Origin of the sequence: Microcoleus sp. AS-A8 (genome assembly GCA_039962225.1) — a bacterium.
Classification (GTDB): Bacteria; Cyanobacteriota; Cyanobacteriia; order Cyanobacteriales; family Coleofasciculaceae; genus Allocoleopsis.
Genome location: JAMPKV010000047.1, coordinates 1 through 24359, shown reverse-complemented (window position 1 = coordinate 24359; position 24359 = coordinate 1). Strand labels below are relative to the sequence as shown.

Genomic DNA, 24359 nt, shown 5'->3' with positions numbered 1-24359 from the left:
CAGGATTTGAGAAATTCTGTGCAAAAAATCTTGAGCCAATTAAGTACTCAAGTCATTAGTTCTTTGACAGGATGGCAATTTATTTTAGAGGCTTTATCTGTAGCAGGTATTTAGGAAATTGGTATTAGTCCATCAATTTTAGTTTTTGGATTGGATTTACCGTATTTTTTTATCCTGCTCTCCAACCTCAATCCTTTAAAATCGCTTTGGTTATCCCCATTCCCCATTGCCCATCAGACTCTTTGCATAACCTCTGAAGAGTCAGCCATACAATCTTATTGACTTGCTACCTCTAAAAGGCGGATATGCAACCCCAAAGAATCGGACTTATCGCCCTTCTCACCCTGCTTAGTACCCTAACAATTGACAATTTTCAATTCATCCAAAATCCCAAATCTAACAACCAAAATTTTCGGGTATTAGCTCAAACTCCAAATCCCCAGAAAGCGGAAGCAGACCGACTGTTGCAACAAGGTAGAGAGCAATATCAGACCAGCCAATTTGAGGCTGCAAAACAATCTTGGCAACAGGCACTCACAATCTACCGAGACATCAAAGACCCTTTAGGTGAGGGGAGAGCTCTAGGCAATCTGGGAGCGGCTTACCTTTCCTTAGGGGACTATGCCAAGGCGATTGATTACCAGCGGCAGCGTCTAGCGATCGCTAAGGGTATTAAAGACCCTGTAGGTGAGGGGCAATCTCTAGGCAATTTGGGAGTGGCTTCCTATTTCCTGGGAGATTACACCCAGGCGATTGATTACCATCAGCAGAGTTTAGCGATTGCTAAGAGTATCAAAGACCGTTTGGGGGAGGGGAAATCTTTGGGCAATCTGGGAGTGGCTTACTATGCCTTGGGAGATTACGCCCAGGCAATTGACTACTACCAGCAGAGTTTAGCCATTACACGGGAACTCAAAGACCCTCAGAGTGAGGGGGCATCTCTGGGCAATCTGGGCAATGCTTACGATGCCCTAGGAGATTACGCCAAAGCGATTGAGTACCACCAGCAGCATTTAGCGATCGCTAAGAGTATCAAAGACCGTTTGGGGGAGGGGAATGCTCTGGGCAATCTAGGAACGGCTTACGATGCCCTAGGAGACTACGCCAAAGCGATTGAGTACCACCAGCAGCATTTAGCGATCGCTAAGAGTATCAAAGACCCTGTAGGTGAGGGGAAATCTCTGGGCAATCTGGGCAATGCTTACGATGGTTTGGCAGACTATGCCAAGGCGATTGACTACCACCAGCAGCGTTTAGAAATTGCCAAGAGTATCAAAGACCGTTTAGGTGAGAGGGCAGCCCTGAACAATCTGGGACTTGCTCACTATGCCCTAGGAGATTATGCCAAGGCGATTGACTACCAGCAGCAGAGTTTAGCCATTGCCAAGGAACTCAATTATCGTTTGGGGGAGGGGCAATCTCTGGGCAATCTGGGAAATGCTTACCATTCCCTAGGAGATTACGCCAAAGCGATTGACTACCACCAGCAGTATTTAGCGATCGCGAAGGGTATTGAGAACAAAGAAGGTGAGGGGATTGCCCTGAACAATCTGGGGCTTGCTTTCCTCAAATCTGGTAATCTCACCCAATCCGAAAAATTTCTCCGCGCTGGAATTGAGACTTTTGAATTTCAACGGGCAAGATTGGGTAATAATGATGCCTACAAAGTATCAATTTTTGAAGAGCAAGCTCGCACTTACCGTACTTTACAAACAGTCCTCATCGCTCAGAATAAACCTGATGCTGCTTTAGAAATTGCTGAACGGGGACGCGCCAGGGCATTTGTGGAGCTATTGCGTCGGCGCATCAACACAAAATCTAACTCCGACAAGCCTCTCATCGAACAACCTACCATTAAGCAACTGCAACAAATCGCTAAACAGCAGAATGCCACCCTTGTTGAATATTCAAGGATTACTGACGAATTCAAGATTAACGGTAAACAAAAAACTCAGGAATCAGAACTCTATATTTGGGTAATCAAGCCCACAGGTGAAGTAACATTTCGTCGTAGCGACCTCAAACCCCTGTGGCAGTGTAAGGGGGACAAATGCGTCGCCCCTACAACCTTGGCAAAGTTGGTTACTAGCAGCCGTGAATCCATTGGTGTGAGAGGACGTGGTTTGGGTGCCGTTGCCTCATCCAATGAGGCAAGCAAAGGTGAGCGCTTACAGCAACTGCATCAACTGCTAATTGAACCCATTGCCGACCTTTTGCCCACTGACCCCAATGCCCGTGTCGTCTTCATCCCGCAAGAGTCCCTGTTCCTAGTTCCTTTCGCAGCATTGCAAGATAAAGATGGTAAATACCTCATTGAAAAACATACCATCCTCACCGCACCCTCGATTCAGGTACTCGAACTCACCCGTAAGCAACGGGAAAATCTACCCCTCCAAAGCTCCCCTGACCAAGGGGGAGTTAACCTGGTTGTCGGGAATCCCATCATGCCCAGTGTACCACCAGCACCCGGAGAAAAGCCGCAACAGCTAGACCCGCTACCGGGTGCAGAAAAAGAAGCACTTGCTATTGCCCCTATGCTGAACACCAAACCCCTCATCGGCAACGAAGCCACCAAATCAGCCATTACCCAACTGATGCCCAAAGCGCGAATCATTCATCTAGCAACACACGGGCTACTCGATGATGTGCGGGGATTGGGAAGTGCGCTCGCGCTTGCTCCCGACTCATCCCCCCCGTCTCAAGGGAGGTTAGGGGGGATTAACGGTTTACTCACGGCTGAGGAAATTTTCGACTTAGAGTTAAACGCCGAATTAGTTGTCCTGAGTGCCTGCGATACGGGCAGAGGCAAAATCACAGGGGACGGCGTTATCGGCTTATCTCGTTCCTTAATTTCATCGGGTGTACCCAGCGTCCTAGTATCGCTCTGGGCAGTACCAGATGCGCCCACAGCATCCTTGATGACCGATTTTTATCAAAATCTACAAAAAAACCCAGACAAAGCCCAAGCACTGCGACAGGCCATGCTGACGACGATGAAAAACAACCCCAACCCCAAGAATTGGGCAGCCTTTACCCTAATCGGTGAAGCGGATTGACATCCTCACCGGACTGAAGCTACTGCATAAGCTCAGCCCCCTCAGAAATATAGAGAAGTAGGTGATTCTTGCTCTACTGATTGGGTGCTGATATGGATAGCGCGACTAACACGGCTCTAGTAAAATTACTCAACCGACAAGCCAATTCTGCTCCGGCTCAACTTCCCCTCTCGTTCTTCAAAAGCGGACAGTTCTTATCCCTAACGCCTAATTGTCAGGGAGGACTTATCTTACAAAGACCGTTTTATGCGGATTTTGTGGGTTCTGGTGCGGCTGTCGGCAGTAGTTTTGATGTGAATTGCACCTCAGTTTATGCGATCGGCAAAGTAGAGTTTTGTGTTCCAGCTACCTACTCAGAACGTCAACAAGCCTTTGAGCAGCGTATGGCTTACAGTCAACAGCTACAGGATATTGTGGGGGAACAAGCACCTCTGCACCGCAGTATCCTGATGTTGAACCAATTATCTCAGTGGGTCGGAGCTGAAGAAGCAACAAAAATTCCTGACGAATTAGTGGCTCGACTAGCCGGAGTACTCACTAAAACGATCAAGGCGGCGCGAACAACATCCGTCAAAGCAACCCCTCAAGGAGCAACACTAAGCACAAGCGAGCGATTGCTTGGCCGTTAATCTTAGCGCAGAACACGGGAACCCGTGGGACATTGAATGTTTAAAGAACCACTCGTCGGAGGGACTGGCATGGCAGGAGGCGAAGTGGAGGGTTTTTCAGTCTCGCAAATTTGGGCTGTGGTCGTCATTTTCCCATCCGCTTTAGTGGCAAACACAGCACTGGTGTAGCTGGGAAGTTCTGCCTTTTTGGCGATCGCCGTCATCATCACGCTCTGTTTATTATCCTTTTGAGGTACGATTTGATAGCGATAATCCTGAGTCTCTAAGTTAGTCACAATCTTAAGTTCTTCGATATCAGCGGCAAACTTTCCATTTTTCAGATAGTAAGCCTGCTGCGCTTGGCTCAAGATGGTCAGGAATTGTTTGACGACACTTTGACTTGCATTGCTTTTCTCCGTTTCCAGTGCAATCACTTGCACATCTTTAGGCACAGTCGCAACATCCGAAACCTTTTCAAATAGAGTGGATTTGGAGCTAAACTGATTCGGTCTGGGTTCTCCAGCGCTAAGACCCTCTAATTCTAAATGCAGCTTGCCTTCAGGGGTCAATTCAAAAATCGTCTTCACCACTTGCTCAGGACTGACAATCATATCCAGTTGCATCGGTTGAGTGGTCGGATTAATTTTGTAAGCAAATTTAATGGCAACAGAAGACCCATCAGGTGCAGGTAATACGGTAAATAAATTCCCGTCCGGCGCAAAAACGAAGGTGATGAGTTTACCTGTTGTGGGGTCTTTCGTTTGCCATTGCCCTCGTAATTGTTGGGTAACAGGGTTTGTTTTGGGAGCCTCTTGAGTTTGTGCAACTCTCAGCGCTACTTGGGATTGAACACTAACTGGCGTCCCCAGTGTACCCAGTAATACGACGAGCAGTCCTTGAGCCATGAATGGACGAGGAACCCAGAAGCGTTGCAATGGGTGTACGCGGCGTGAACCTGTAACTCGATTAGAAACAAGATGACTCATAGCAATTGAACCCAGCACTCCCTGGATTTTAACAGCTCGGATTTGCCATCAGCACTGGAACAGAGATTGTTGATTCTGTTTTGCTCTCCAACAACATCTATAAAGAACTTCTGTTCCTTCTACAAATCTTTGTTGTTCAAGTTAGAAACGATAGTAGTCTTTTTTAGACAACTTAAGCCATCAGCCAGAGACTAAAGTCCCTGGCTGGTAACATGATTGATGCAAAATATAGCTGTCGCCAAAAAGGTTAGGACAGATTTAACGGCTCAAACAACCACGTACTACTAATAAACATAAAAGCCCTCTGCCTCCTCGTATGAGTTCCGGTGCCTTCTGTCCTCACTCTCATCTCCGGTCTGCCTTCTGTCCTCACTCTCATCTCCGGTCTGCCTTCTGCCTTCTGTCCTCACTCTCATCTCCGGTCTGCCTTCTGCCTTCTGTCCTCACTCTCATCTCCGGTCTGCCTTCTGCCTTATCTGTCAATTAGGGAGCTAGGATTTTCGCCCATTGACATAGTAATCTCTCGTTCCCTTAGCTGTCCGTGCTTCCCCAAGTCGGTTCAAGGCATGAACATAAGCGGCTGTTCGCATCGAGATTCCGAATTCTTGAGATATTGACCAAATCTGTTGAGTTTCTTCCACCATCTTCTGCTTCATGCGTTGATTCACTTCATCGAGTGTCCAATACAGTCCACTCCGGTTTTGTACCCATTCAAAATAACTAACGGTGACGCCTCCGGCATTAACTAAAATATCCGGAAAAACATAAATTCCCTTATCTTCCAAAACTTGATCAGCCGCAGATGTGGTGGGGCCATTCGCCGCCTCAAAGATAAATTTAGCTTTGATATCATTGACATTTCCTTCATGAATTTGATTTTCCAACGCGGAAGGAATGAGAACATCTACATCTAAAGCTAAAAGTTCCTCATTGGTTAGCAGTTCATGGTCTTCGAGATTACAAACGCTACTCTTACAATAGACGGATTTAATTCCATTTCCTGAGGCTTTATGCTCTCGGATATGGGGAATATCTAGCCCTTGTTTGGAATAAATTCCTCCTTGAGAGTCGCTAACGGCAACAACTTTGTATCCAGCTTTATACAGGAGTTCGGCTAATATGCCACCAGCGTTCCCAAATCCTTGAATCGCAACTGTTGTTTCCTGCGGAACTTTTTCAAATTTGGGCAGCATCGATTCAATCACAAAGAAAGCACCGGTTGCGGTAGCGCTATCGCGTCCCAGACTACCTCCCATCGTCAGGGGTTTACCGGTTACCACAGCAGGAGTAATTTGACGCCGAATGATACTGTATTGATCCATCATCCAGCCCATAATCATGGCATTGGTGTAAACATCAGGTGCAGGAATATCTACATTAGGGCCAATGAAATCTGCGATTGCATCAATGTAACCTCGTGTCAATCGTTCTAATTCAAACTTTGATAGCGCTTTTGGATCGACGGTAATTCCACCCTTGCCTCCGCCAAAGGGAAGATTGAGAACGGCACACTTAAATGTCATCCAAAATGCTAAAGATTGAACTTCATCCAGTGAAACATTGGGATGATACCGTACACCCCCTTTAGCTGGCCCTCGTGTATCGTCATAGCGCACCCGATACCCCTGAAAAACTTTTAAACTCCCATTATCCATTCGTACTGGAATTGAAACACTTAAGCTCGATTTGGGCCGCTTTAAGGATTCCGTTACATCCTCAGAAAGTGATACATATTTCAGTGCTTTTTCTAAGCGTTTGCTGGCATCAGAAAACAATGAATCAGACATTCTGATTTTTCTCCTGCTACGTAATTGGGTTGGTACGGCGCTGTTTGTGCCAATGACAAGGTAATTCCGTCTCGAACTCCTCGCCTGAGTCGCCTGCAAAAAATAACTTGAACAACGTTCTTCAAATACTCTCTAGAGAAACGACGTTTTACTACGCCGGAGGATGAAGTTATTTTTGATAGGCTACTTTAACTCAAGAGTTCCAATCGCAAATTGCAAGCGGGGTGCGTATTACATCAACATCTCCTCAAAATAGAAGATGTCGAACGACCAAATCACCCTCTGAATGGAGTGGTTGACTTGTTTGTATTACACGAAGCTTGTAAGACGCGATAAATCGCTTTTGATTAGGGGCAAATGGTTTTTCTACGCTCTCCTAAGTTAGGAGAGAAAACTATCAAGTGAAACAGTGCTTACTTTCATTATTTCTAAAGAATTAGTCGAAAGCACGTAAATTGTATATTTTGTTACATTTTCTTAGGTGGACTTGTGCATGAGGCGTTCATTCCTGCCAGGAGTTTAGGGTGAGGAATAGGTTTGGGAAGCGATCGCACAAGCTTAAGTAAGTAGACGTTAAGTCACCCAAAATGTAACGAAATGTAAACTTTTCATCCGCCAATTTCTGTTTTCAAAAGAAAAAATTCACGATTCTGAACTGACAAAAAAAACACGATTATAAAATTAGCAACTACACTAGGATAGACAGTTTTTTTATTTTGACTCGACCGCCTTCCAACCCAATCAGAGCAGACGTTCAAGTATGGGTAGGTTAACGTTGAGAGTAGCCCCCGCAGTTTTATCACAGGCACAAGGCAACAATGATTGAACTCCTCGCTGCACTCTCGGCTTCGGCATCAGCAGGAATGAGAATTGCCCTGCCTCTTCTCCTCATTGGCTTATTGCAGAGTGATAACCTCTGGTATCATATCCCGCTACTGTCTCGGATTCATCCCTCCGTTTTAGTGGGAATCCTAACAAGTTGGGCTTTATTTGAGCTATTTGCTTCCAAAAAACTGCTGGGGCAGCGGGTGTTACAAATTAGCCAACTGATCTTAAGCCCTCTTGTTGGAGCTCTAATGGGCATTACGGTTGCTCAGTTAGCCGCAGCTCCAGAGCCATTCGTCTGGATAGTTGGCATTGTTGGTAGCTTACTGGCGTTTGTACTTCAACTCGTACAAGTGGGATGGTTCTTCCGTTTGCGAGGCTTGCCGTTATGGGTAGTTTTTATTCAAGATGTATTGTGCATTGCGTTGGTGATTTTTGCCTTTGATTCCCCTCAGTCGGGAGGAGTAATCGCTTTACTGTTACTGCTTTTGGCGATTCGCAGCTCTAATCAATGGCATAAATGGTATGTAAAAGGGCGTCGTTCTCACAAGCAGAATCGTCCTCAGCATGAGCTACGCGATTGAAGAGGGAGTCGATTGTAGCTTGTAGGGTGGGTTGGCTGTGGATTACCTTCCAGACGGCTTAAAGTCATGACAGCCTCCATAACGAGCAGCAGGGAGTGGATAAACCTCGAAGCCGGCCTGCTGTGATAGGCTATCTGCGAAGAGGAGTGCTGGAGGTATGATTAATGGCAAAAATACGGGTCGGTCTGCTGTTTGGCGGGTGTTCCGGGGAACACGAAGTTTCGATGAGTTCGGCACGGGCGATCGCAAAAGCCCTGAGTTCCGACCAAAACGCCAATCACTACGAACTGCTGCCAGTTTACATCCAAAAAGATGGCATCTGGCAATCGGGAGAACTGGCTCAGCACGTCCTGGAATCGGGTAAGCCTTTGCCGTTAACTGGTACAAATGAGGCGTATCTTCCGACTTCGACAACTGATTCTGAGTCTTCCTCAACTAGCACTGAGATTTTACCCTCTGCCGCTAGTGCTTCTAAATTGAGTCGCGTCGGTGAAAATATAGGCTGGGCTGAAGTGGATGTTTGGTTCCCCATCCTGCACGGCCCGAATGGCGAAGATGGCACGATTCAAGGCTTACTGAAGTTAATGCAAGTTCCCTTCGTCGGTTCTGACGTCCTGGGTTCAGCCCTAGGGATGGATAAAATTGCCATGAAAATGGCATTTACTCAAGCTGGGTTGCCACAAGTCAAATACATGGCGGTGAACCGTTCCCAGATTTGGTCGAATCCCTGTGTCTTCCCCAAACTTTGTGACCAAATTGAGCAAACCTTAGGCTATCCCTGTTTTGTCAAACCGGCTAACCTAGGGTCATCGGTCGGGATTGCTAAAGTGCGATCGCGCCCTGAATTAGAAGCCGCTTTGGATAATGCGGCTAGCTACGACCGACGGATCATCGTGGAAGCCGGTGTTGTGGCGCGGGAAGTCGAGTGTGCGGTGTTGGGTAACGACCAGCCTAAAGCTTCCGTGGTTGGGGAAATTACTTATAAAAGTGATTTTTATGACTACGAAACCAAATACACCGAAGGACAAGCCGATTTATTAATCCCAGCCCCCCTACCCGATACCGTTGCCAGCAAGATTCAAGAAATGGCACTTCAGGCATTCGCTGCCGTTGATGCTGCCGGATTAGCACGGGTGGACTTCTTCTACGTCGAAGAGACTGGAGAAGTCTTAATTAACGAAATCAATACGATGCCCGGTTTCACAGCTACCAGTATGTACCCTCAACTATGGGCTGCAACAGGGATTCCTTTCCCCCAATTGGTGAACCAATTAATTGACTTGGCGCTGGAACGACATAAATCTCCCTAAGCCAATACGAGTCATACCCAATCGGTTTCAAAAACCCCCAGCCAATGATTAAGGATTGGGTGCTTGGTAGCTTTCTGGTCTAATCTGGGTTTGGTGATTTGTTGAAAAAATTGAGGAGAGAAACTTGGAACGCACATTTCTCATGATTAAGCCGGATGGCGTACAGCGTAACCTTGTGGGTGAAATCATCCGGCGTTTTGAGGCAAAAGGCTTTACTCTGGTTGGGCTAAAGCTGATGAGTGTGAGCAAGGAACTTGCAGAAAAACACTACGACGTTCACAAAGAACGACCCTTTTTTCCCGGACTCGTCGAGTTCATCATCTCTGGACCGGTGGTGGCAATGGTTTGGGAAGGAAACGGTGTGATTGCCTCAGCGAGAAAGATCATTGGTGCCACCAACCCCCTCAATGCTGAACCGGGTACGATTCGCGGTGATTATGGTGTCACCGTCGGTCGCAACCTGATTCACGGTTCAGATGCGCCGGAGACAGCGCAACACGAGATTGGCCTCTGGTTTAAGGAAGAGGAACTCGCAAACTGGCAACCAACCTTAACACCCTGGTTGTACGAATAATCCTGTCTTGCTTGATCTTTAACAGGGTAGGGGCACGACATTGTCGTGCCCTTAAAGTTTGGCTATCTTACCTCAGTGACCTCTTCAGCGTCCTTAAATTCATTCTCGGTCGGTAATTCCACCTTCTGATCTTCTGTGGGTAACTCAACCTCGGTGCGCTTGGAAAATCCCCACATGAACACCAAGGCAATTGCGGCAATCATCAACCATTCAGGGGGAACCAGTTCCGGTTTAATCGCTCTGACAAGGAGGCGCAACCCGACAAACCCAACGGTAATATAGCCTGCATCCTCAAGATAGAGGTATTCTTTGAGCCAACGGATGAATAACCCTGCCATGAAACGTAGGGTAATCACGCCAATCGTGCCACCGATAATCACAAGCCAGGTTTTATCTGAGATTGCGATCGCCGTTGTCACACTATCCAGAGAAAACGCCAAATCGGTTACAGCAATAATCGGTATAGCTTGCCACAGGGAGGTAAATCGAGGCCCATGATGCTGATGTTCGTCATCCTCTTCGGATGTGAAGTGCTCGAAAACCAACCATAGTAGATAAGCGGCTCCCAAGAGCTCAAACTGCCAGAATTGCACGACCCAAGTCGCTGTGAGAATCAGGGTAATTCGCAGGATGTAGGCTCCTACTAACCCCAAGTTGAGGGCATTACGCTGAAGCTTGGGATCTTCTAACCCGGCGGCGATCGCGGCCAATGCGATCGCATTATCCGCGCTGAGTACTGCCTCTAGGGCGATTAGAATCAGCAGCACCACTGGAGCTTCTAGTCCAACATCGAAAGGGGAGTTAAAAATTTGGTCTAGCATTAAAAGTTATGCAAAACGGAGAATTACCAACTTTTTCTATGGGGCACACGCTGCTCAAAGTGGGCCCAAAAAAGGTCTTCCTGAACCCAGCTTAACCTCTTGTCGTATTTCTTGCCGAACCTTGACCCTCCCATGCGCTTCGCTCCATGGGATTTTTGGCTCAACGAGAAGTCCTTTGTCAATCTTATCAGCTCAACAGGAGCGGTTGAATCACTCAGGATTTATATTGCATCTTGTAACAAGATATTTCGCTGGGAGTCGATTTGGCGCAAATTAATGGGTGATTACCCTTGAAATCAGGAGATATTCAAAATGGCATTATCAGATACCCAAGTTTACGTGGCTCTTGTTGTAGCCTTGATCCCCGGAATCTTGGCCTTCCGGTTGGCGACGGAACTCTACAAGTAGAGTTGCCGCTCTGAAGCGACAAAGAGCTTATCTTCAGGCAAGCGATAGGCTGTTGAGGGCTATAAGATAGAAGTTTCTTCACGTAGCGAGAGTTCAAAATCTAGAACTGAACTCCCGGACGATGCTCTGACGCTATGGGCAAGCCCTTAAGTTTTCCTGATAATTGCAGCAAGGTGCTGTAAATTATCTGATAACATCGGCGTGCCACTGCCTTTGATAGGCTCTTTGTCGCTTGGCTCTTGATTGACCGTGTAAGACAAAGTAGCTGTATCACATAGGAGTGTATGCTCAAAGCGCTATCCTAGAGTCTTCGGCGATAGTTCGCCAGCACGGTATTCACGTACACCATGAACGCATTTCAACCGCCTACACCCACTCAGCAACCTGTAGAAACCCGTCGGATGGCTCATCGGACTCAAGGCCGTCAGCGCCGTCACTCTCATCAAGCTGTTGCCGGTGAAACGACCGCTAGGTTAGTTGTAAATTTGGTGCTCTGTACCGCGGCAATCGCCGGATTGGTCAAACTGTTGCCTTATCACCTGTCACAGCAAGCCAAGCTGCGAGAAGTGCGAACAGAAGTAAAGCGCACAGAGGAGCGTGTTAAGGGCTTACGTGCCGACTTTGGTCGCACATTTGACTCTAGACAAACCAAGAGCGTCATGCAAGAACAGAGCTATCGCGTTGACCAAAATCAACATCCGGTTGTCTTACAAGATCAAACCCCCAAGGAAGATAACTAGGGAAGGCAGGTAGCCGGGGTTAACCTACAATGACCAAAGCCGACAAAATGGGGCTAGAGTGGCATAAGATTCAATAGTTTTCTATTCCCCAGATCGATGTTGAACTTCAAGCGGTTAGCGGCTTGAGTAACTCATTCATCCAGCTTTCCACATTCCGATACAAACGACCCACCAAACCCGATGCTGTCATCTTAGAGAGGGCACGCTGATAGTCGGCGATCGCACAATTCCAGTCGCCGCGCAAATGGTAAGTTCGACCTCGTTCGGCATAGATATTCTCTTCCAAGCCTCCCAGCATTAAAGCCATATCGAGGTTTTCTAGGGCTAAGTCATATAACCCCAGTTCGCGGAACGTGATCGCTTGATTAATCCAAGTGCGAGTATTGCCCGGATTCAAATCAAGGGCTGTTTCATAATCTGTGAGAGCTTCTGCTAGTTTGCCATTCGAGGCATAGTAATTAGCGCGATTGTTGTAAGCATTATCCAATTCGGGATTCAGTTCCAGAGCCTTGTTATAATCAGCCAATGCTTTTTCTCCTTGACCACTTTGGGAGTAAATTAACCCTCGGTTGTTGTAGTCAATGGCGTGTTTGGGGTGACGTGTAATTAACTGGGTGAGTAACGCGATCGCACCCATGTAATCGCCCCGTTTCGCTTTGCGATGTGCGGAAGCGCGTAGGCTTTGATCGGACTGTTGACAAGCTTTCCCCGATATCCTTTGGACTGAAACCAAACGCCTTTCTTGACGAGGCATGGGGAACCATTGTCTATTTTGGTCTTCCTGGTTTACAAAAGCATGAGCGTTCATATCGTCCTCAACTGTACCTGCGGCCTATCTATCATCAACCTTATGGCTGGCAGCACCCTGCTGTTTGGTCTAAATGTGTCACTTACTTAGGCGTCTTGATGTTCTGAAAAAAGCAGCCAGACTATCCTTCCCGTTTTGAAGTATCTCCAAAACGCTACAAGTTCGATGGGCTGATTTCCTGAAGCCTAACGTAACGACACCCTCGATTCCCTCTTCCTTGCGTTCGGAAAACCGCCTCGGTGTGTGAACCTTTAGGAATTGGCACAAGCCATGAAGACGGGGATAAAGCACACAAAAGAGGAAAACACTCAGGGAGGGGGAAATTCTTCGACTCAAAATTAGGATGGGACACAACTCTTTACTTCCCACACCTGCTGGCTCCAGCTTCCGTCACCCTCTCCCACGGAAATGTAGATGCTGGTAGAATGCAACCGAACCCCTTGATTGGTCGGTTTTTTCCTCGTTAACTAAATTAACTAAAGAAGAGTCTTATGGCAGCTGCAATGTCCTTGGATCAGGCCCCTGATGTTTCAACCAATAGCTACCTGGTTGTGGGTTTAGCCACCTGCTTTATCAAAGAGGATGGTGAAGTTCACGAAGTCAAAGTGATTGAGCCTATCCCCTCAGCAGCTCTAGAAGCTATTTTAAAGGGAATTGCGACATCTTATTCATTAGCTTGTGGAACGACCCTCGGTGAGCTGCTCACGGAAAATTCGCTCCAGAAACCTGCTGAGTTTCCTCCCGCGTCTCAGTTTTGTGATGATTTTGCCGAACGAGCGATCGCGGCAGCACGCACTTACCAGAGCCGGAAGGAGGCTCAAACCCATATTCCCTTAGGCACGACACGTCATGACTTCAACTACTCTACAGAACGTAAACGAGTACTGAATCAGACGCGAGTCGTCCGCCAAGAAGACGATGTCAAACAGCACGAGTATACTCATAAAGTCCTTTAAACGACTACCGTAATGCTGAAACTTTATGGCGGTGCTCGCAGTCGGGCATCCATTGTCCAATGGTACCTAGAAGAGCTAGGAATCCCCTACGAATTTATCTTGCTCGATCTACAAGCTGGGGAACATCGGCAACCCGAATACTTGGCGATTAACCCCATCGGGAAAGTCCCAGCGATTGTCGATGGAGACTTTCAGCTTTGGGAATCGGGCGCGATTCTGTTCTATTTGGCTCAAAAGTACGGCAATATGCCGTCGTCTCTAGAAGAACAAGCCAAAATTAACCAGTGGATTATCTTTGGCAATGCCACCTTGGGACCAGGAATTTTTGTGGAAGCAAACCGGGAGCGGGAGATGCCTAAGCTGATGACGCCGCTCAATCAAATCTTGGCGAAACAACCGTTCTTGCTGGGGGATGAGTTTAGCGTAGTCGATGTGGCGGTTGGGTCAATCTTGAGCTATATCCCCATCATGTTGAAGCTCGATCTGAGCGAATACCCAGCGGTTGTGGACTATATGAAACGCCTCTCAGAGCGACCTGCTTTTCAAAAGGCGATCGGAGGACGGAAGTAAAGATTTCCTAAGAACTTTTCACCAAAAGGGGCATCTACCAAAAGATGCCCCTCTTGAACTTTGGAGTTTTGGATTTTTTATCTGAAACCCACAGCCGCTTGCCAGACAAACGCCAGCAGCAGGAAGAAGACAGGGATGACCGGGAGAATATCTACGATGGGGTCAAAGATGGCGTAAGCTTCTGGCAGCTTGGCTAAGAGCATTGCAGCTTCCATGTTTAAATCGTTCCTTTCCAACACAGTTTTCAGAATTGACATGGATCTTAACACGAACTCTGTCACGCCTGAGCAGATGACCCATGAAGTATGAAAGGTGAGGGATGAAAAATGAAATTCCCCCACCTGCCGAGGCTAAGCTCCCGTTAGGGTGGGGCATGTACCGCTCCTTTCTCTTCTTATTTCATCCTGAACAACACCTGTACGGCGCTAACATTCAATACCCACATCACACTCATGAATTTCAAGAGATGACAAGGGAGTCGTTCATGCACTAATCATGGGTTTATACAACAAATCCCGCGTTGCCACTAGCGCGGCGACTAATCGATCCATTTCCTCTTGGGTGTGGAGGGCGTTAACGGTAATTCGGAGACGAGGTTTGGCAATAAACCAGATGGGTGAAATCCAAATCCCGTGCTTTTCCAGCATCAACCGCCCGAATAGTTTCGGGTTAATCTCTGGAGGGAGAATCACTGGAATGACGTTGGTTTCACCAATAGCCGCAAAACCTTGTTCCAGTAAGCTCGATCGCAAATAATTAGTATTCTCCTGAAGAATTTTCACCCGTTCTGGATGCTGACGAACCTGGCGAATGCTTTCTAACGCTGCCGCCGCGAGGGGAGGTGACAAAGAAATCGTCCCAATGGACGTGGGAGAAACATTCAACAAGGGAATCAGTTCCGCTACATGACTACTGATTGCCGCACCCGCAGAAGCCGCAAACTTGGAGAACGTACTCATAATCAAAGGTACAATGCCCCGCTCGATCGCGTTCTGTGGCAAAATCCCAAAATGTTCGTAAATCCCTCGACCGGTTGCACCAATCGCACCACTGGCATGAGCCTCATCCATCACCAGAACACTGCCGTCGTAATGTTGCATCACATCTAGCATGTCGGGCAGGGGGGCAATATCGCCATCCATCGAGAACACGGCATCGGAAATCACCATAATCCGCTCGTCAGGACGGGCATAGCGGCGCAACTTACGAGCTAAGTCCTCCACATCACAATGACGATACGCTCGGACACGGACACGGGGACTATGACCGAACAATTTTCCCGAACGGGTACCCGCATTGGCAACCGCTGAGACAATACAGCCGTGATTGAGAACATCTGTGAGAATCAATGTCTCGCGGGTATTCTGAAATCCGGGCACGGGAATGGCTAAGTGACAAAAGGCATCCATCAAAGCCTGCATTGCCATCCACGCATTGATGAACAACTGAGTGTGAGGCAGATGCTTAAACTCAGAAATTTCCTGTTCCAATTGTCGATGTAAATCGATGCGACCGCTCAAGACCGAACAGGAACTATTGGACGTTCCATACTGAAGGATGGCATCAATGGCGGCTTGCTTCACCGCCTCTTCCTGAACCAACCCTAATACATCATTTGTGCAGAACGTCAATACCGTTCGGCGTTTCCCCGTCGTTGCCTCTTCAATTTCGACTAAATTCCCCCGCTTCTGATGACAGATATATTCATCCGGATCTAAATCACTCTCGTACCAACGCTGAACATACTCTTTGACAACTTGCACAACTTGCTCCTCTCACCCTTTGCCTAGGTAGCCTATTAGCCTATCGCCTCTAGCTAAAGAATTGCTTTATTTTTAGATAAGATAACGGCTATCCAGTCTGATTACTATGCCTAACGAGAGTTGATCTGAAAATATCGGCCCATCTATGAAGCCAACTTCTCAAGAAAGTTGGGTACTGAGGCGGTATCAGCGTCCCGTTGAGCAGGGAGCTGAACAGCCAATCAACAGTCGCCTTTAAAGGTGCCTTCATCCTACCAGTGAATTGTTTGGGGTTGACTCAGTCTGGCTGGGAACATTAACTGACGATAACGCCCCAGACGCCAAAGATTGCTGATTGTTTCGTAGCTGACTCGATTTTTGCATAAATTGTTCATATTGCCGGATAATCAGCCGCTCAAGAGCTATAATAGCCGGGTTAATTTCGACATAGCGCCGCTGTGGATTGGCCAAATAGGTTTGCTGTTCGCTCTCCATCATTTCGATATCTTGGGAGAGAAACTTCATAAAGACGAAATCTCTCAGGACTTTTTGCAGAATCGGTTCGAGGCGCTTTAAGAGCCATTTGGGTAAGCGAACTTTCAAGAAGAAGAAGGCAAAGGAGCGACTTTCCCTCAACCCGATGGGGAGTCGCATCAGGTAAACGGAGGAAATCCCCTCAAGACTTGTGGCGTAATGGGGATAGTTGTAGTTGATGGAGATTCTACGGGTCGTGACCTGGTCGGCCTTGTCGCTCAACCCCAAAAACTTCGCCATCCGGCCTTTATAGGATACGTCATATTCCGCACATACCGAAGTTTCGGTTTCCCGCAAACTCTTGAGTACCGGATTGAACCAGCCCTGAAGATTTTGATGCAAAAATCCATGAAATACATCCATCGCATTTTCATTACAGATGGAAAAATGGGATTGCATGTGGGCGGCTAAAGGTATCATCAAGTAGTCAGGATGGTCAAACTCTGGCACATGGGGCAGCTCTTGGCTGGCAGCGAGGGTCGGATCGCCGGGGAAAAGCCAAATCAGATTATATTTTTCCTGGATTGGGTAACTGCGGGCTTGAGCGCGGGGCAGTTTTTGTCCTTCTGGGAGGTAAGGAATGCCAACACATTCGCCGTTGCCGTTAAACTCCCAACCATGATAAGCACAGGTTAGATGACACCCTTGGACTTTCCCCTTGTGTAGAGCAATGCCTTTGTGAGGGCAGGCATCCTCTAAGGCATGAATTTGATCGGTTTCATCCCGATAAACGGCGATCGCTTGTTGCCAAATCACCACAGGCAGGATGTCCCCTGGCTTGAGCTGGCTTGCCCAACCCACCGGATACCAGTAATTTGGGTTAATGCCTACTTCCCTGACAGCATTTTGAACTGTCTGGCTTTTTAGGGTCGTCGCCAGTTCCATCAATCATGCCTCTTGTGTTTATCTGACAATATTTAGCTTCCGACGCTCCTGAAAGTCAACTCATTGTTTGTGTGCGAATCAAAAAAGCTGTAACAATCGTCTCTACAAATTGAAACAATCTGCATTATTGTTACAGGTTGCTACGAAAACGTCGAGAGGCTGATTTTATGTTGCGCGATCGCAGGCTATTAATACTGTTAGCGGCAGGTTCGCTCACCAACATAGCGGGAGGAGTCGTAGCTCCCGTTTTGCCAGAAATGGTCAAACAACTGCACTTCGATCCGGCGCTAGCCGCTAACTTGGTGAGTATGCATTGCTTGACTATTGCCTTATTCAGCCCTCCCCTGGGCATCTTGGCAGACCAGATTGGTCACTTACGGGTACTCGTTCCCTCACTCATTTTCTACGCCCTGTTCGGTGTCGCCGGAGCCTTCACGCCCAATTTCTGGCCTTTGTTGGCGACACGGGCGTTGTTGGGTGCTGCCAGTGGCGGGATTGCTGCCGCTGCCTTGGGTTTACTGGGGAATCTGTATGAAGGCGAGGAGCGATCGCAAGCCCTAGGACTTACCACCAGTACCATCGCCCTCTCCGGTATTGCCTTTCCCTTAATCGGGGGTTGGGTCGGTGCGACTCACTGGCAATATGCTTTCTATTTGTATGGGTTAGGACTACCCATCGCCGCCATGGCAGCCGTTGGCTTGAGGGAAAAACCAAAAACAAAAGCCAAACCCAAAGCCAAAGCCGAGGAGGATAAGCTGTTGAGCGTTCTAAGACATCCCCAGACACAGCGGCTGTTACTCACCCTTGGCTTGACTTCTGTGGCGATGTATGCAGTGGTGATTTATGCACCCCTCTATCTGGAGCAGAAAATTGGCGCGGACACCGTTGTAAATGGAATTGTTTTGGCATCACGGGCTGTAGGGGCTGCGATGATTTCCGCTTTGGGTGCTAAACGCCTTGCTAAAGCGGTGAAGCCGGCTACGGCAATGGCGATGGGATTTGGATTAATGGCTTTGACCTTAATCACCATTCCCTGGCTCAACCAACTAAGCTGGATTCTGCTCACAGCCGTGCTGTTTGGCGTCGGATTCGGCATCGTACTCCCCACCCTTTACAGCACCCTCGCTAACTTAGCGCCCTCATCCCTAAAGTCTAGTGTTCTAGCGATTGGAACCGGTGCAGGCTTTTTAGGACAGTTTCTTTCGCCCGTCTTGCTAGGGCCGATGCTGAGCTATGGCGGATTAGAAGGAGTATTTTATGCCGCTGCCGGTATCTCCATGATTGCAGGGTTATTGCTGCTGGAGCGATCGGGTAAAAAGTCTAATACTGAGTTGTTGTCTAACGTAGAATTTAACGAACCACGGAGGCACTCCAGGACGCTGAGGTAAGAGAAAGAGAGAGTGATACGTTTGAATGCAACTTGGGTATAACCTGTCGGTTTAAGCGATCGCACTTTCTCAGGACATTTCAGATGTCAAAATGTTTAAAAGCGTTTTTGTGAAAAAAAGTGTGAGGAAAAGAGTTCATGACCGCATTAGCAAAGCTTTGTGTGGGAATTGTCTGCTTTGCCTTGGCCTTTGTCCTAGCGAGTTTAGTGGAATACTGGCTGCATCGCTTGATGCATGTCTCACCTCGGATTGGTGAACGCCACCGAGACCATCACCGCCGTAACGAAGGACAAGGGGTGGTGTGGGAGTTCCGAGATTATGTCAGAGGCAGCTTCTTGGTAATGGGCTTGATGTTTTTTTTCTCGTGGGAGGCTGGAATCGGTTGGTGCTTGGGCGGTGTGAGCTATGCGGCGTTTTCCGCCTATGCCCATCAGCTACAACACGAAAATCCGACCAAATGCTTTTGGATGAAGATGCCTGTTCACTATGTTCATCACAAATACGGCATGTGGCATCACAATTTTGGTCTGGCGGTCGATTGGTGGGATCGGGTGTTTGGCACCTATAAGCCAGTGGAATGGCTGACACAAGAGGAACTGGGCCAACCGGAACGAGGTTATTTACAACTTCGTTGGTGGTAAAGTGTCCTAAGCTTGAAGCGGTGTAGGGGCGGTTATGAGTTGTTGGTTATCCCTGCGTGGCTCCTAACAACGAACAACTAACAACCAACCATTGAACCAATAACAACTCAGTGCTATGCGAGTTTTACTGCTCTATCCCATTTTTCCGACCTCCTTCTGGTCGTTTGACAAAGCGCTAGAACTGATTGGGCGTAAGGTGTCGCTCCCTCCTTTGGGTCTGATCACCGTCGCTGCCATCTTGCCTCAAACCTGGGAATTCCGATTAGTAGACCGCAATGTGCGGCCTGAGACGGAAGCGGATTGGGGTTGGGCTGAACTGGTGATTATTTCCGGCATGATTGTCCAGAAAGCGGATATGCTGCACTTGATTCGGGAGGCAAAGCGACGTGGGAAGTTAGTCGCCGTGGGTGGCCCCTATGTAACCTCGGTGCCGGAGTCAGCGCAGGCAGCTGGAGTTGATTTTCTGGTGTTGGATGAGGGGGAAATTACCCTACCGCTTTTTGTTGAGGCTTTAGAACGAGGGGAAACTTCAGGAGTCATCCGCGCTAATGGGGAGAAGCCGGATGTGACAACAACACCTATTCCTCGATTTGATTTGTTGGATCTGAAAGCCTACACCGAAATGTCGGTACAGTTCTCGCGGGGTTGTCCGTTCCAGTGCGAGTTTTGTGACATTATTGTTCTGTATGGACGCAAGCCCCGCACCAAAGCCCCCGCGCAGCTACTCGCTGAGTTGCAGACTCTCTATGACTTGGGTTGGCGGCGTTCTGTGTTTATGGTGGATGACAACTTCATCGGCAACAAACGCAATGTGAAGCTGCTGCTGCGGGAATTGGGGCCGTGGATGGCTCAACACGACTACCCCTTCCGCCTCTCGACGGAAGCGTCGGTAGACTTGGCGCAGGATGATGAATTGCTGGATTTGATGATTCAGGCCAACTTCACGGCTGTGTTCTTGGGAATTGAGACACCCGACACGGATAGTCTATCCCTGACTCAGAAATTCCAAAATACACGCCATTCTTTGATTGAAGCGGTTGGGAAAATCAATCGGGCGGGATTGAGTGTGATGGCCGGTTTTATCCTGGGTTTTGATGGGGAGAAACCTGGGGCAGGCGATCGGATTATTGAGTTTGTGGAAGCAACGGCAATCCCGAAAGCGATGTTTGGGATGCTTCATGCGTTGCCCAATACGGCCTTATGGAAGCGGTTGGAACAGGAAGGTCGCCTGATGGAACATAATAAGGAAACTCAGGGACATCAGATGGCACTGATGAACTTTATCCCGACGCGACCGCCTGAAGAACTGGCTCGTGAGTATGTTAATTGTTTTTGGGAATTGTATGAACCGAGGCGCTATTTGTCTCGTGTTTATCGGCACTTCATGAACATGAAACCATCGCCGAATAAGGTACCTTTCCGGATGCTGGAGTTGGTAGAAATAAAGGCTGTGTTTACCATCTTCTGGCGACAGGGAATTAAACGCAACACGCGCTTTCAGTTTTGGCGTCAACTTTATTCGATCATGCGGCGGAACCCAGGAGTGTTTGTGCCTTACCTGAGCAATTGTGCTCTGATTGAACATTTCATTCATTACCGCCAAATTGTGCGGAATGAAGTTGAAGGGCAATTAGCTGAATATTTAGCGAACAAAGCTCAATATCAATCTGTAACTCCTCCAGTAGAGTTGGCGGCTATGAATTCGAGTGGTAACTGATAGGTAAATGGCTCATAAGCTGATGTGCATTTAAATCGCATACTTTCTTGAATCTCAACTCAATTAATTCTGTAATGATTAATGATGCCAATTTAATTTTAGTTGGATAGTTGTCTCCTGATTTTAATTTCCCTTGGGTCAGTGACAAACATTCTAACTTTTGACACTAATGTCTGAGAGTTGGTAGCCAGATAGCTTTTTTTCGCGTTTTCCATTCATCACCATCTTCACCCCACCTGCGGGAGCAAGAGTAAACCCACGACGTTGCAGCTTAACAGGTTTATCCTCGGCTAAGGCAAGTTGATACTTGGATAAAATCGTGGCGAGGACTAGTTTCATTTCTAACTGAGCTAAGGGATATCCCAAACAGCGCCGACTTCCACCACCAAAAGGAAGATATTCAGAACAGGAGTATTGGCGCTCAAGAAAACGTTCTGGAAGAAATTCTTGAGCATTAGGATACAAGTCTTCCCGATAATGCACGAGATAAATACTTGGCATGAAAGTCGTCTCAGCATCAAACTGGTATCCTGCAATATTCATCGGTGATTTGGTGATGCGTGGAAAAATTACCGGAAGGACTGGATACATCCGCAGTATTTCTTGACAAACGGCTGTTAAGTAGGGAAGTTTAGCAATTTCCATCGGGTTGGAATTTTCCCCCAAACTGTCCAGTTCGTGTAGCAATTTTTCAAGGACATCTGGATGTTGATGAATCTGATAGAAAGCCCAAGCAAGTGTTGTTGCAGTGGTTTCATGCCCAGCAAATAAAATCGTTAACAATTCATCTCTTAATTCGGAGTCGCTCATCGCTTGCCCATTTTCATCCCGCGCTGCCATCATTAGGCTCAAAATATCGGTACGCCCCTCGTTTCCCTTAGTTCTTCTCTCCTCAATTTCTGCTTGGAGCAAGTCATGAATGTGGCGTTGTCGCTGTTTCATCCGCCCCCAAGGAGTCCACGATCCCCAATCTTGTTGTAAAAACCGCAAAAATAGCATACTGGAGCGTAGGGGAGAATCGGTCATATTGATCCAATCTGTCAGTAAGGGTTTAAGTTGTTGATAACGTTCCCCTTCGCTCAAGCCAAAGACGATTTGTAAAATTACCTCTAAGCTAACTTTCTGCATGGCAGTCCGAGCTACAAAAGGCTGACCGACTTGCCACTGGTTCGCCACCTGTTCAGTAATCAGGCAGATTTGTTGGGCATAAGTCTGTAGTCTTTCCCCATGAAACGGAGGCATTAATAATTTTCGTTCTCGTCGATGACGATTGCCGTCCATTAACATTACAGAATTTTGCCCAATTAGCGGTTTGGCGAGTCCATTGCCACGACCTACATCAAACTTGGAATCAAGGCTGAAAATCTCCTGAATGGCTTGCGGATTACCAACGACTACATAAGAGCCGAGTCCCGAAAGCCGCATCGTAAAGATGTCTCCGTACTTCCGGCTGTATCTATCCTGAAATCCGAGTGGATCAGCGATCCAATTGATCAGTTGCCACCAAGATGGGCTGGTAATGCGATTCGGTAATTGACTCAACATAAAATTCCCCCGCTGAGCTATCCCTATAACTTAACTGGAACTACCGAATTTTAAATCCTTTAGCCGCTAATTGCTGGCTCAAGCTTTGAATAATTACGGAATCAAGAGTATTCTTGCCACTATTGGCCCTCAAAAGGCGCTGTTTTTCCACATATTCGCTCCGCTTTTGAGATAAATCACGAATCATTTTTTGAATAGTCTCTCTTTCAGCTTTCTTTGCCGCTACATATTCTTGTTTTTGAGCTAAAGTCATACTCTGCATAGCTAACGGCAAAGCCTCATTGGGTAATTGCTCAAGAGTAACTCTTCCCTCATTGATAGCATCAATCAAGTCCCAAGAAGCATTGTTATAATATCTCGAAGCTTTGGAACCACCCCGCGTCGCCAAATTGACGCCAGAGTTACTATCTTCAATGACCTGACGCTGTTGTCCTACTTGTCCTTGTGCCCCATAGGGAATATAGGTTTGATTGAGTTTGGCATTCCAAGCTGCTATTTGCTCATCGTAAGGAGACTTAATAAACTCAATTTTTTCGTTTTGGTTAATATTGAAGTGACTTCCTTGTGCTAAAGAAGCGCCTTCAGCCCACAGTTGTCGTTCCTGACTTTCTGCTGAACCACAGTAGATAGTATTAACGAAAGTATCTCCCTTAACCGCAAGAGCAGCGGCTTCTCTCCAAGGTATCGGGCCTTGATCGAAGGGTTCATTACCGGCAATAAAAATAACGCGAAAATCTTCCTTGTCCTTACTCCAGTTTAATTCTCGCATAGCTGAGCGCATTGCCCAACCCGCATATTCTTGACCACCATTAGTTCGGATACTAAATAGCTTTTCAGAAACTAAATCTAATTCAGGAGTAAATCCTGTTAAAAGCCTAACAAACCCTTCGGAGGAGGGTAAATTATCGTTGCCATAATGGTAGAGAGCTACTTCTAATTCGGGGACTTCGCCATCTTTGCTGACTTGAGTTAAATAATTAACAATTTGCCAAAGTTGAGTCCGAGTCTGGTCAATCAGTCCATCCATACTATTACTAGAGTCTAAAAGGATGGCCATTTGAATTTTAGCTTTAGCAAAAGCTTGAGTGGGAAAACCCAAGATGCTTAAGGTTAGAGCTATAGCGAATAAAATCCGAGAGAGTTTCTGCATAGGTTTTTTGGCTTTTCTTATCCAACCGTATTTTCGGCTAATCCCAGTTAAATCATGAAAAAATTCATCGATAGTAAGATATCGTGAAGACATGGCCTGGTTATTTTTAGCTTTTACTTGCTCTTTCCTATCTCTGAGTGCAGGTAACTTATGCAGTTGGTAAAACTCAAACAATCTTAAGAGTTACTTTATTGTTGACGAGTGTAAATCTAAGAGAACTTTTTCATCCGAGTGGCACAAACCGATGGAGAATTACTCTTTAGTAATGGGCGAACGGAGCTAAGGACGTTCTGCTCAGAGCTGCTGGATGCCGGGGTGGATATCGTCACGGTATCAAAACTGGCTGGTCATGCCTCGCCAGTGACAACAGCGAAGTCCTGAAGAAGTCAACAAAAAATCCCCTGCACTCCGGACAGGGGATTTAATGGGATTACCCAAGTGGGTAGCGCCTGCCGTAGGATGCCCGTACAGCCCTACGGGCATGAAAACCGCGAAGCGTCTCGTTCGCGGAGCGTCTCCGACAGGAGAAGAGAAGGGCTGTAGGGCGATCGCTTCTGAGCTAGCAGTAACGAAATACATAGATGCCATGCCCCTCATATTTAACCTTCTTCCGTCAGAATTCCCCTTCCTCAAACGCAGCGAAGCGAAGTTAGGGCGGGGATGAATGGCGGTCAGGATGGTTTTTGTTGACCGTTAATATATTGTTTCACAATTTCTAGCGGTG

At 47.3% G+C, this 24359-nt stretch carries 22 protein-coding genes and 1 pseudogene; 14 read left to right on the top strand and 9 right to left on the bottom strand.

The annotated features are described in order from the left end of the window. The first annotated feature begins 305 nt into the window (after nt 1-305). Together NDI48_31765 and NDI48_31760 are read left to right on the top strand one after the other, a co-directional pair. Complete coding sequence (locus NDI48_31765; protein MEP0835748.1) at nt 306-3056, top strand: CHAT domain-containing protein; 2751 nt, start codon at nt 306-308, stop codon at nt 3054-3056. A gap of 92 nt (nt 3057-3148) precedes the next feature. Then, nucleotides 3149-3685: a hypothetical protein gene (locus NDI48_31760; GenBank protein MEP0835747.1), complete on the top strand. Its 537-nt coding sequence runs from the start codon at nt 3149-3151 to the stop codon at nt 3683-3685. Nucleotides 3686-3687: 2 nt separating this feature from the next. On the opposite strand, the gene NDI48_31755 is transcribed toward NDI48_31760, so the two are convergent. Both NDI48_31755 and NDI48_31750 read right to left on the bottom strand, forming a co-directional pair. Next, entirely contained in the window at nt 3688-4650 is a 963-nt protein-coding gene (locus NDI48_31755; protein MEP0835746.1) for a type IV pilin-like G/H family protein, read from the bottom strand. 491 nt (nt 4651-5141) lie between these two features. Beyond that, on the bottom strand, nt 5142-6437 hold the full coding sequence (locus NDI48_31750; GenBank protein ID MEP0835745.1) for a Glu/Leu/Phe/Val dehydrogenase: 1296 nt from the start codon (nt 6435-6437) through the stop codon (nt 5142-5144). 818 nt (nt 6438-7255) lie between these two features. Between NDI48_31750 and NDI48_31745 the strand changes: the two genes are divergently transcribed. The 3 genes from NDI48_31745 (at nt 7256) to ndk (ending at nt 9730) form a co-directional block, all read left to right on the top strand. Further along, nucleotides 7256-7846, top strand: a complete 591-nt coding sequence (locus tag NDI48_31745) for a DUF4126 domain-containing protein (GenBank protein MEP0835744.1) — start codon at nt 7256-7258, stop codon at nt 7844-7846. A 164-nt stretch (nt 7847-8010) separates the two neighbouring features. Further along, on the top strand, nt 8011-9156 hold the full coding sequence (locus NDI48_31740) for a D-alanine--D-alanine ligase (GenBank protein MEP0835743.1): 1146 nt from the start codon (nt 8011-8013) through the stop codon (nt 9154-9156). 124 nt (nt 9157-9280) lie between these two features. Further along, nucleotides 9281-9730: a nucleoside-diphosphate kinase gene (ndk, locus tag NDI48_31735; protein ID MEP0835742.1), complete on the top strand. Its 450-nt coding sequence runs from the start codon at nt 9281-9283 to the stop codon at nt 9728-9730. A gap of 62 nt (nt 9731-9792) precedes the next feature. Here ndk and NDI48_31730 read toward each other — a convergent pair whose 3' ends face one another. After that, nucleotides 9793-10551 carry a DUF475 domain-containing protein gene (locus NDI48_31730; protein ID MEP0835741.1) on the bottom strand — a complete coding sequence of 253 codons (759 nt, stop codon included), beginning with the start codon at nt 10549-10551 and terminating at the stop codon, nt 9793-9795. A 312-nt stretch (nt 10552-10863) separates the two neighbouring features. Here NDI48_31730 and psaM point away from each other — a divergent pair, with 312 nt between their 5' ends. Then, a complete protein-coding gene (gene psaM / locus NDI48_31725) occupies nt 10864-10959 on the top strand; it encodes a photosystem I reaction center subunit XII (protein ID MEP0835740.1) in 96 nt (31 codons plus the stop codon). A 347-nt stretch (nt 10960-11306) separates the two neighbouring features. Continuing rightward, nucleotides 11307-11699: a hypothetical protein gene (locus tag NDI48_31720; protein MEP0835739.1), complete on the top strand. Its 393-nt coding sequence runs from the start codon at nt 11307-11309 to the stop codon at nt 11697-11699. A 106-nt stretch (nt 11700-11805) separates the two neighbouring features. Here the strand turns inward: NDI48_31720 and NDI48_31715 are convergent, their stop codons facing one another. Then, nucleotides 11806-12507: a tetratricopeptide repeat protein gene (locus NDI48_31715; protein MEP0835738.1), complete on the bottom strand. Its 702-nt coding sequence runs from the start codon at nt 12505-12507 to the stop codon at nt 11806-11808. Between the two features lie 491 nt (nt 12508-12998). Here NDI48_31715 and NDI48_31710 point away from each other — a divergent pair, with 491 nt between their 5' ends. Then, on the top strand, nt 12999-13463 hold the full coding sequence (locus NDI48_31710) for a hypothetical protein (GenBank protein ID MEP0835737.1): 465 nt from the start codon (nt 12999-13001) through the stop codon (nt 13461-13463). Nucleotides 13464-13475: 12 nt separating this feature from the next. Beyond that, on the top strand, nt 13476-14033 hold the full coding sequence (locus NDI48_31705) for a glutathione S-transferase family protein (protein ID MEP0835736.1): 558 nt from the start codon (nt 13476-13478) through the stop codon (nt 14031-14033). A gap of 77 nt (nt 14034-14110) precedes the next feature. Here the strand turns inward: NDI48_31705 and NDI48_31700 are convergent, their stop codons facing one another. The 3 genes from NDI48_31700 to NDI48_31690 all read right to left on the bottom strand — a co-directional run bounded on the left by NDI48_31700 (nt 14111) and on the right by NDI48_31690 (nt 17194). Beyond that, the gene (locus NDI48_31700; protein MEP0835735.1) at nt 14111-14248 is read right to left on the bottom strand and encodes a photosystem II reaction center protein K; all 138 of its coding nucleotides are present in this window, start codon (nt 14246-14248) and stop codon (nt 14111-14113) included. 267 nt (nt 14249-14515) lie between these two features. Beyond that, nucleotides 14516-15796, bottom strand: coding sequence for an aminotransferase class I/II-fold pyridoxal phosphate-dependent enzyme (locus tag NDI48_31695; GenBank protein MEP0835734.1), 1281 nt, complete (start codon nt 15794-15796; stop codon nt 14516-14518). Between the two features lie 246 nt (nt 15797-16042). Further along, the gene (locus NDI48_31690) at nt 16043-17194 is read right to left on the bottom strand and encodes an aromatic ring-hydroxylating dioxygenase subunit alpha (GenBank protein MEP0835733.1); all 1152 of its coding nucleotides are present in this window, start codon (nt 17192-17194) and stop codon (nt 16043-16045) included. Nucleotides 17195-17331: 137 nt separating this feature from the next. Here NDI48_31690 and NDI48_31685 point away from each other — a divergent pair, with 137 nt between their 5' ends. From NDI48_31685 to NDI48_31675, 3 genes are all read left to right on the top strand, one after another. Continuing rightward, nucleotides 17332-18582 carry an MFS transporter gene (locus NDI48_31685; GenBank protein MEP0835732.1) on the top strand — a complete coding sequence of 417 codons (1251 nt, stop codon included), beginning with the start codon at nt 17332-17334 and terminating at the stop codon, nt 18580-18582. A 137-nt stretch (nt 18583-18719) separates the two neighbouring features. Beyond that, complete coding sequence (locus NDI48_31680; GenBank protein ID MEP0835731.1) at nt 18720-19223, top strand: sterol desaturase family protein; 504 nt, start codon at nt 18720-18722, stop codon at nt 19221-19223. 115 nt (nt 19224-19338) lie between these two features. Beyond that, nucleotides 19339-20940 (top strand): B12-binding domain-containing radical SAM protein, encoded by a 1602-nt coding sequence (locus tag NDI48_31675; protein ID MEP0835730.1) that lies wholly within the window; start codon nt 19339-19341, stop codon nt 20938-20940. 153 nt (nt 20941-21093) lie between these two features. Here the strand turns inward: NDI48_31675 and NDI48_31670 are convergent, their stop codons facing one another. Both NDI48_31670 and NDI48_31665 read right to left on the bottom strand, forming a co-directional pair. After that, complete coding sequence (locus NDI48_31670) at nt 21094-22485, bottom strand: cytochrome P450 (GenBank protein MEP0835729.1); 1392 nt, start codon at nt 22483-22485, stop codon at nt 21094-21096. A gap of 40 nt (nt 22486-22525) precedes the next feature. Further along, on the bottom strand, nt 22526-23635 hold the full coding sequence (locus NDI48_31665) for a hypothetical protein (GenBank protein ID MEP0835728.1): 1110 nt from the start codon (nt 23633-23635) through the stop codon (nt 22526-22528). Nucleotides 23636-23917: 282 nt separating this feature from the next. Here NDI48_31665 and NDI48_31660 point away from each other — a divergent pair. Both NDI48_31660 and NDI48_31655 read left to right on the top strand, forming a co-directional pair. After that, nucleotides 23918-24016, top strand: a pseudogene (locus NDI48_31660) (site-specific integrase). A 43-nt stretch (nt 24017-24059) separates the two neighbouring features. Next, a complete protein-coding gene (locus NDI48_31655; protein ID MEP0835727.1) occupies nt 24060-24299 on the top strand; it encodes a hypothetical protein in 240 nt (79 codons plus the stop codon). The last annotated feature ends 60 nt before the right edge of the window (nt 24300-24359 follow it).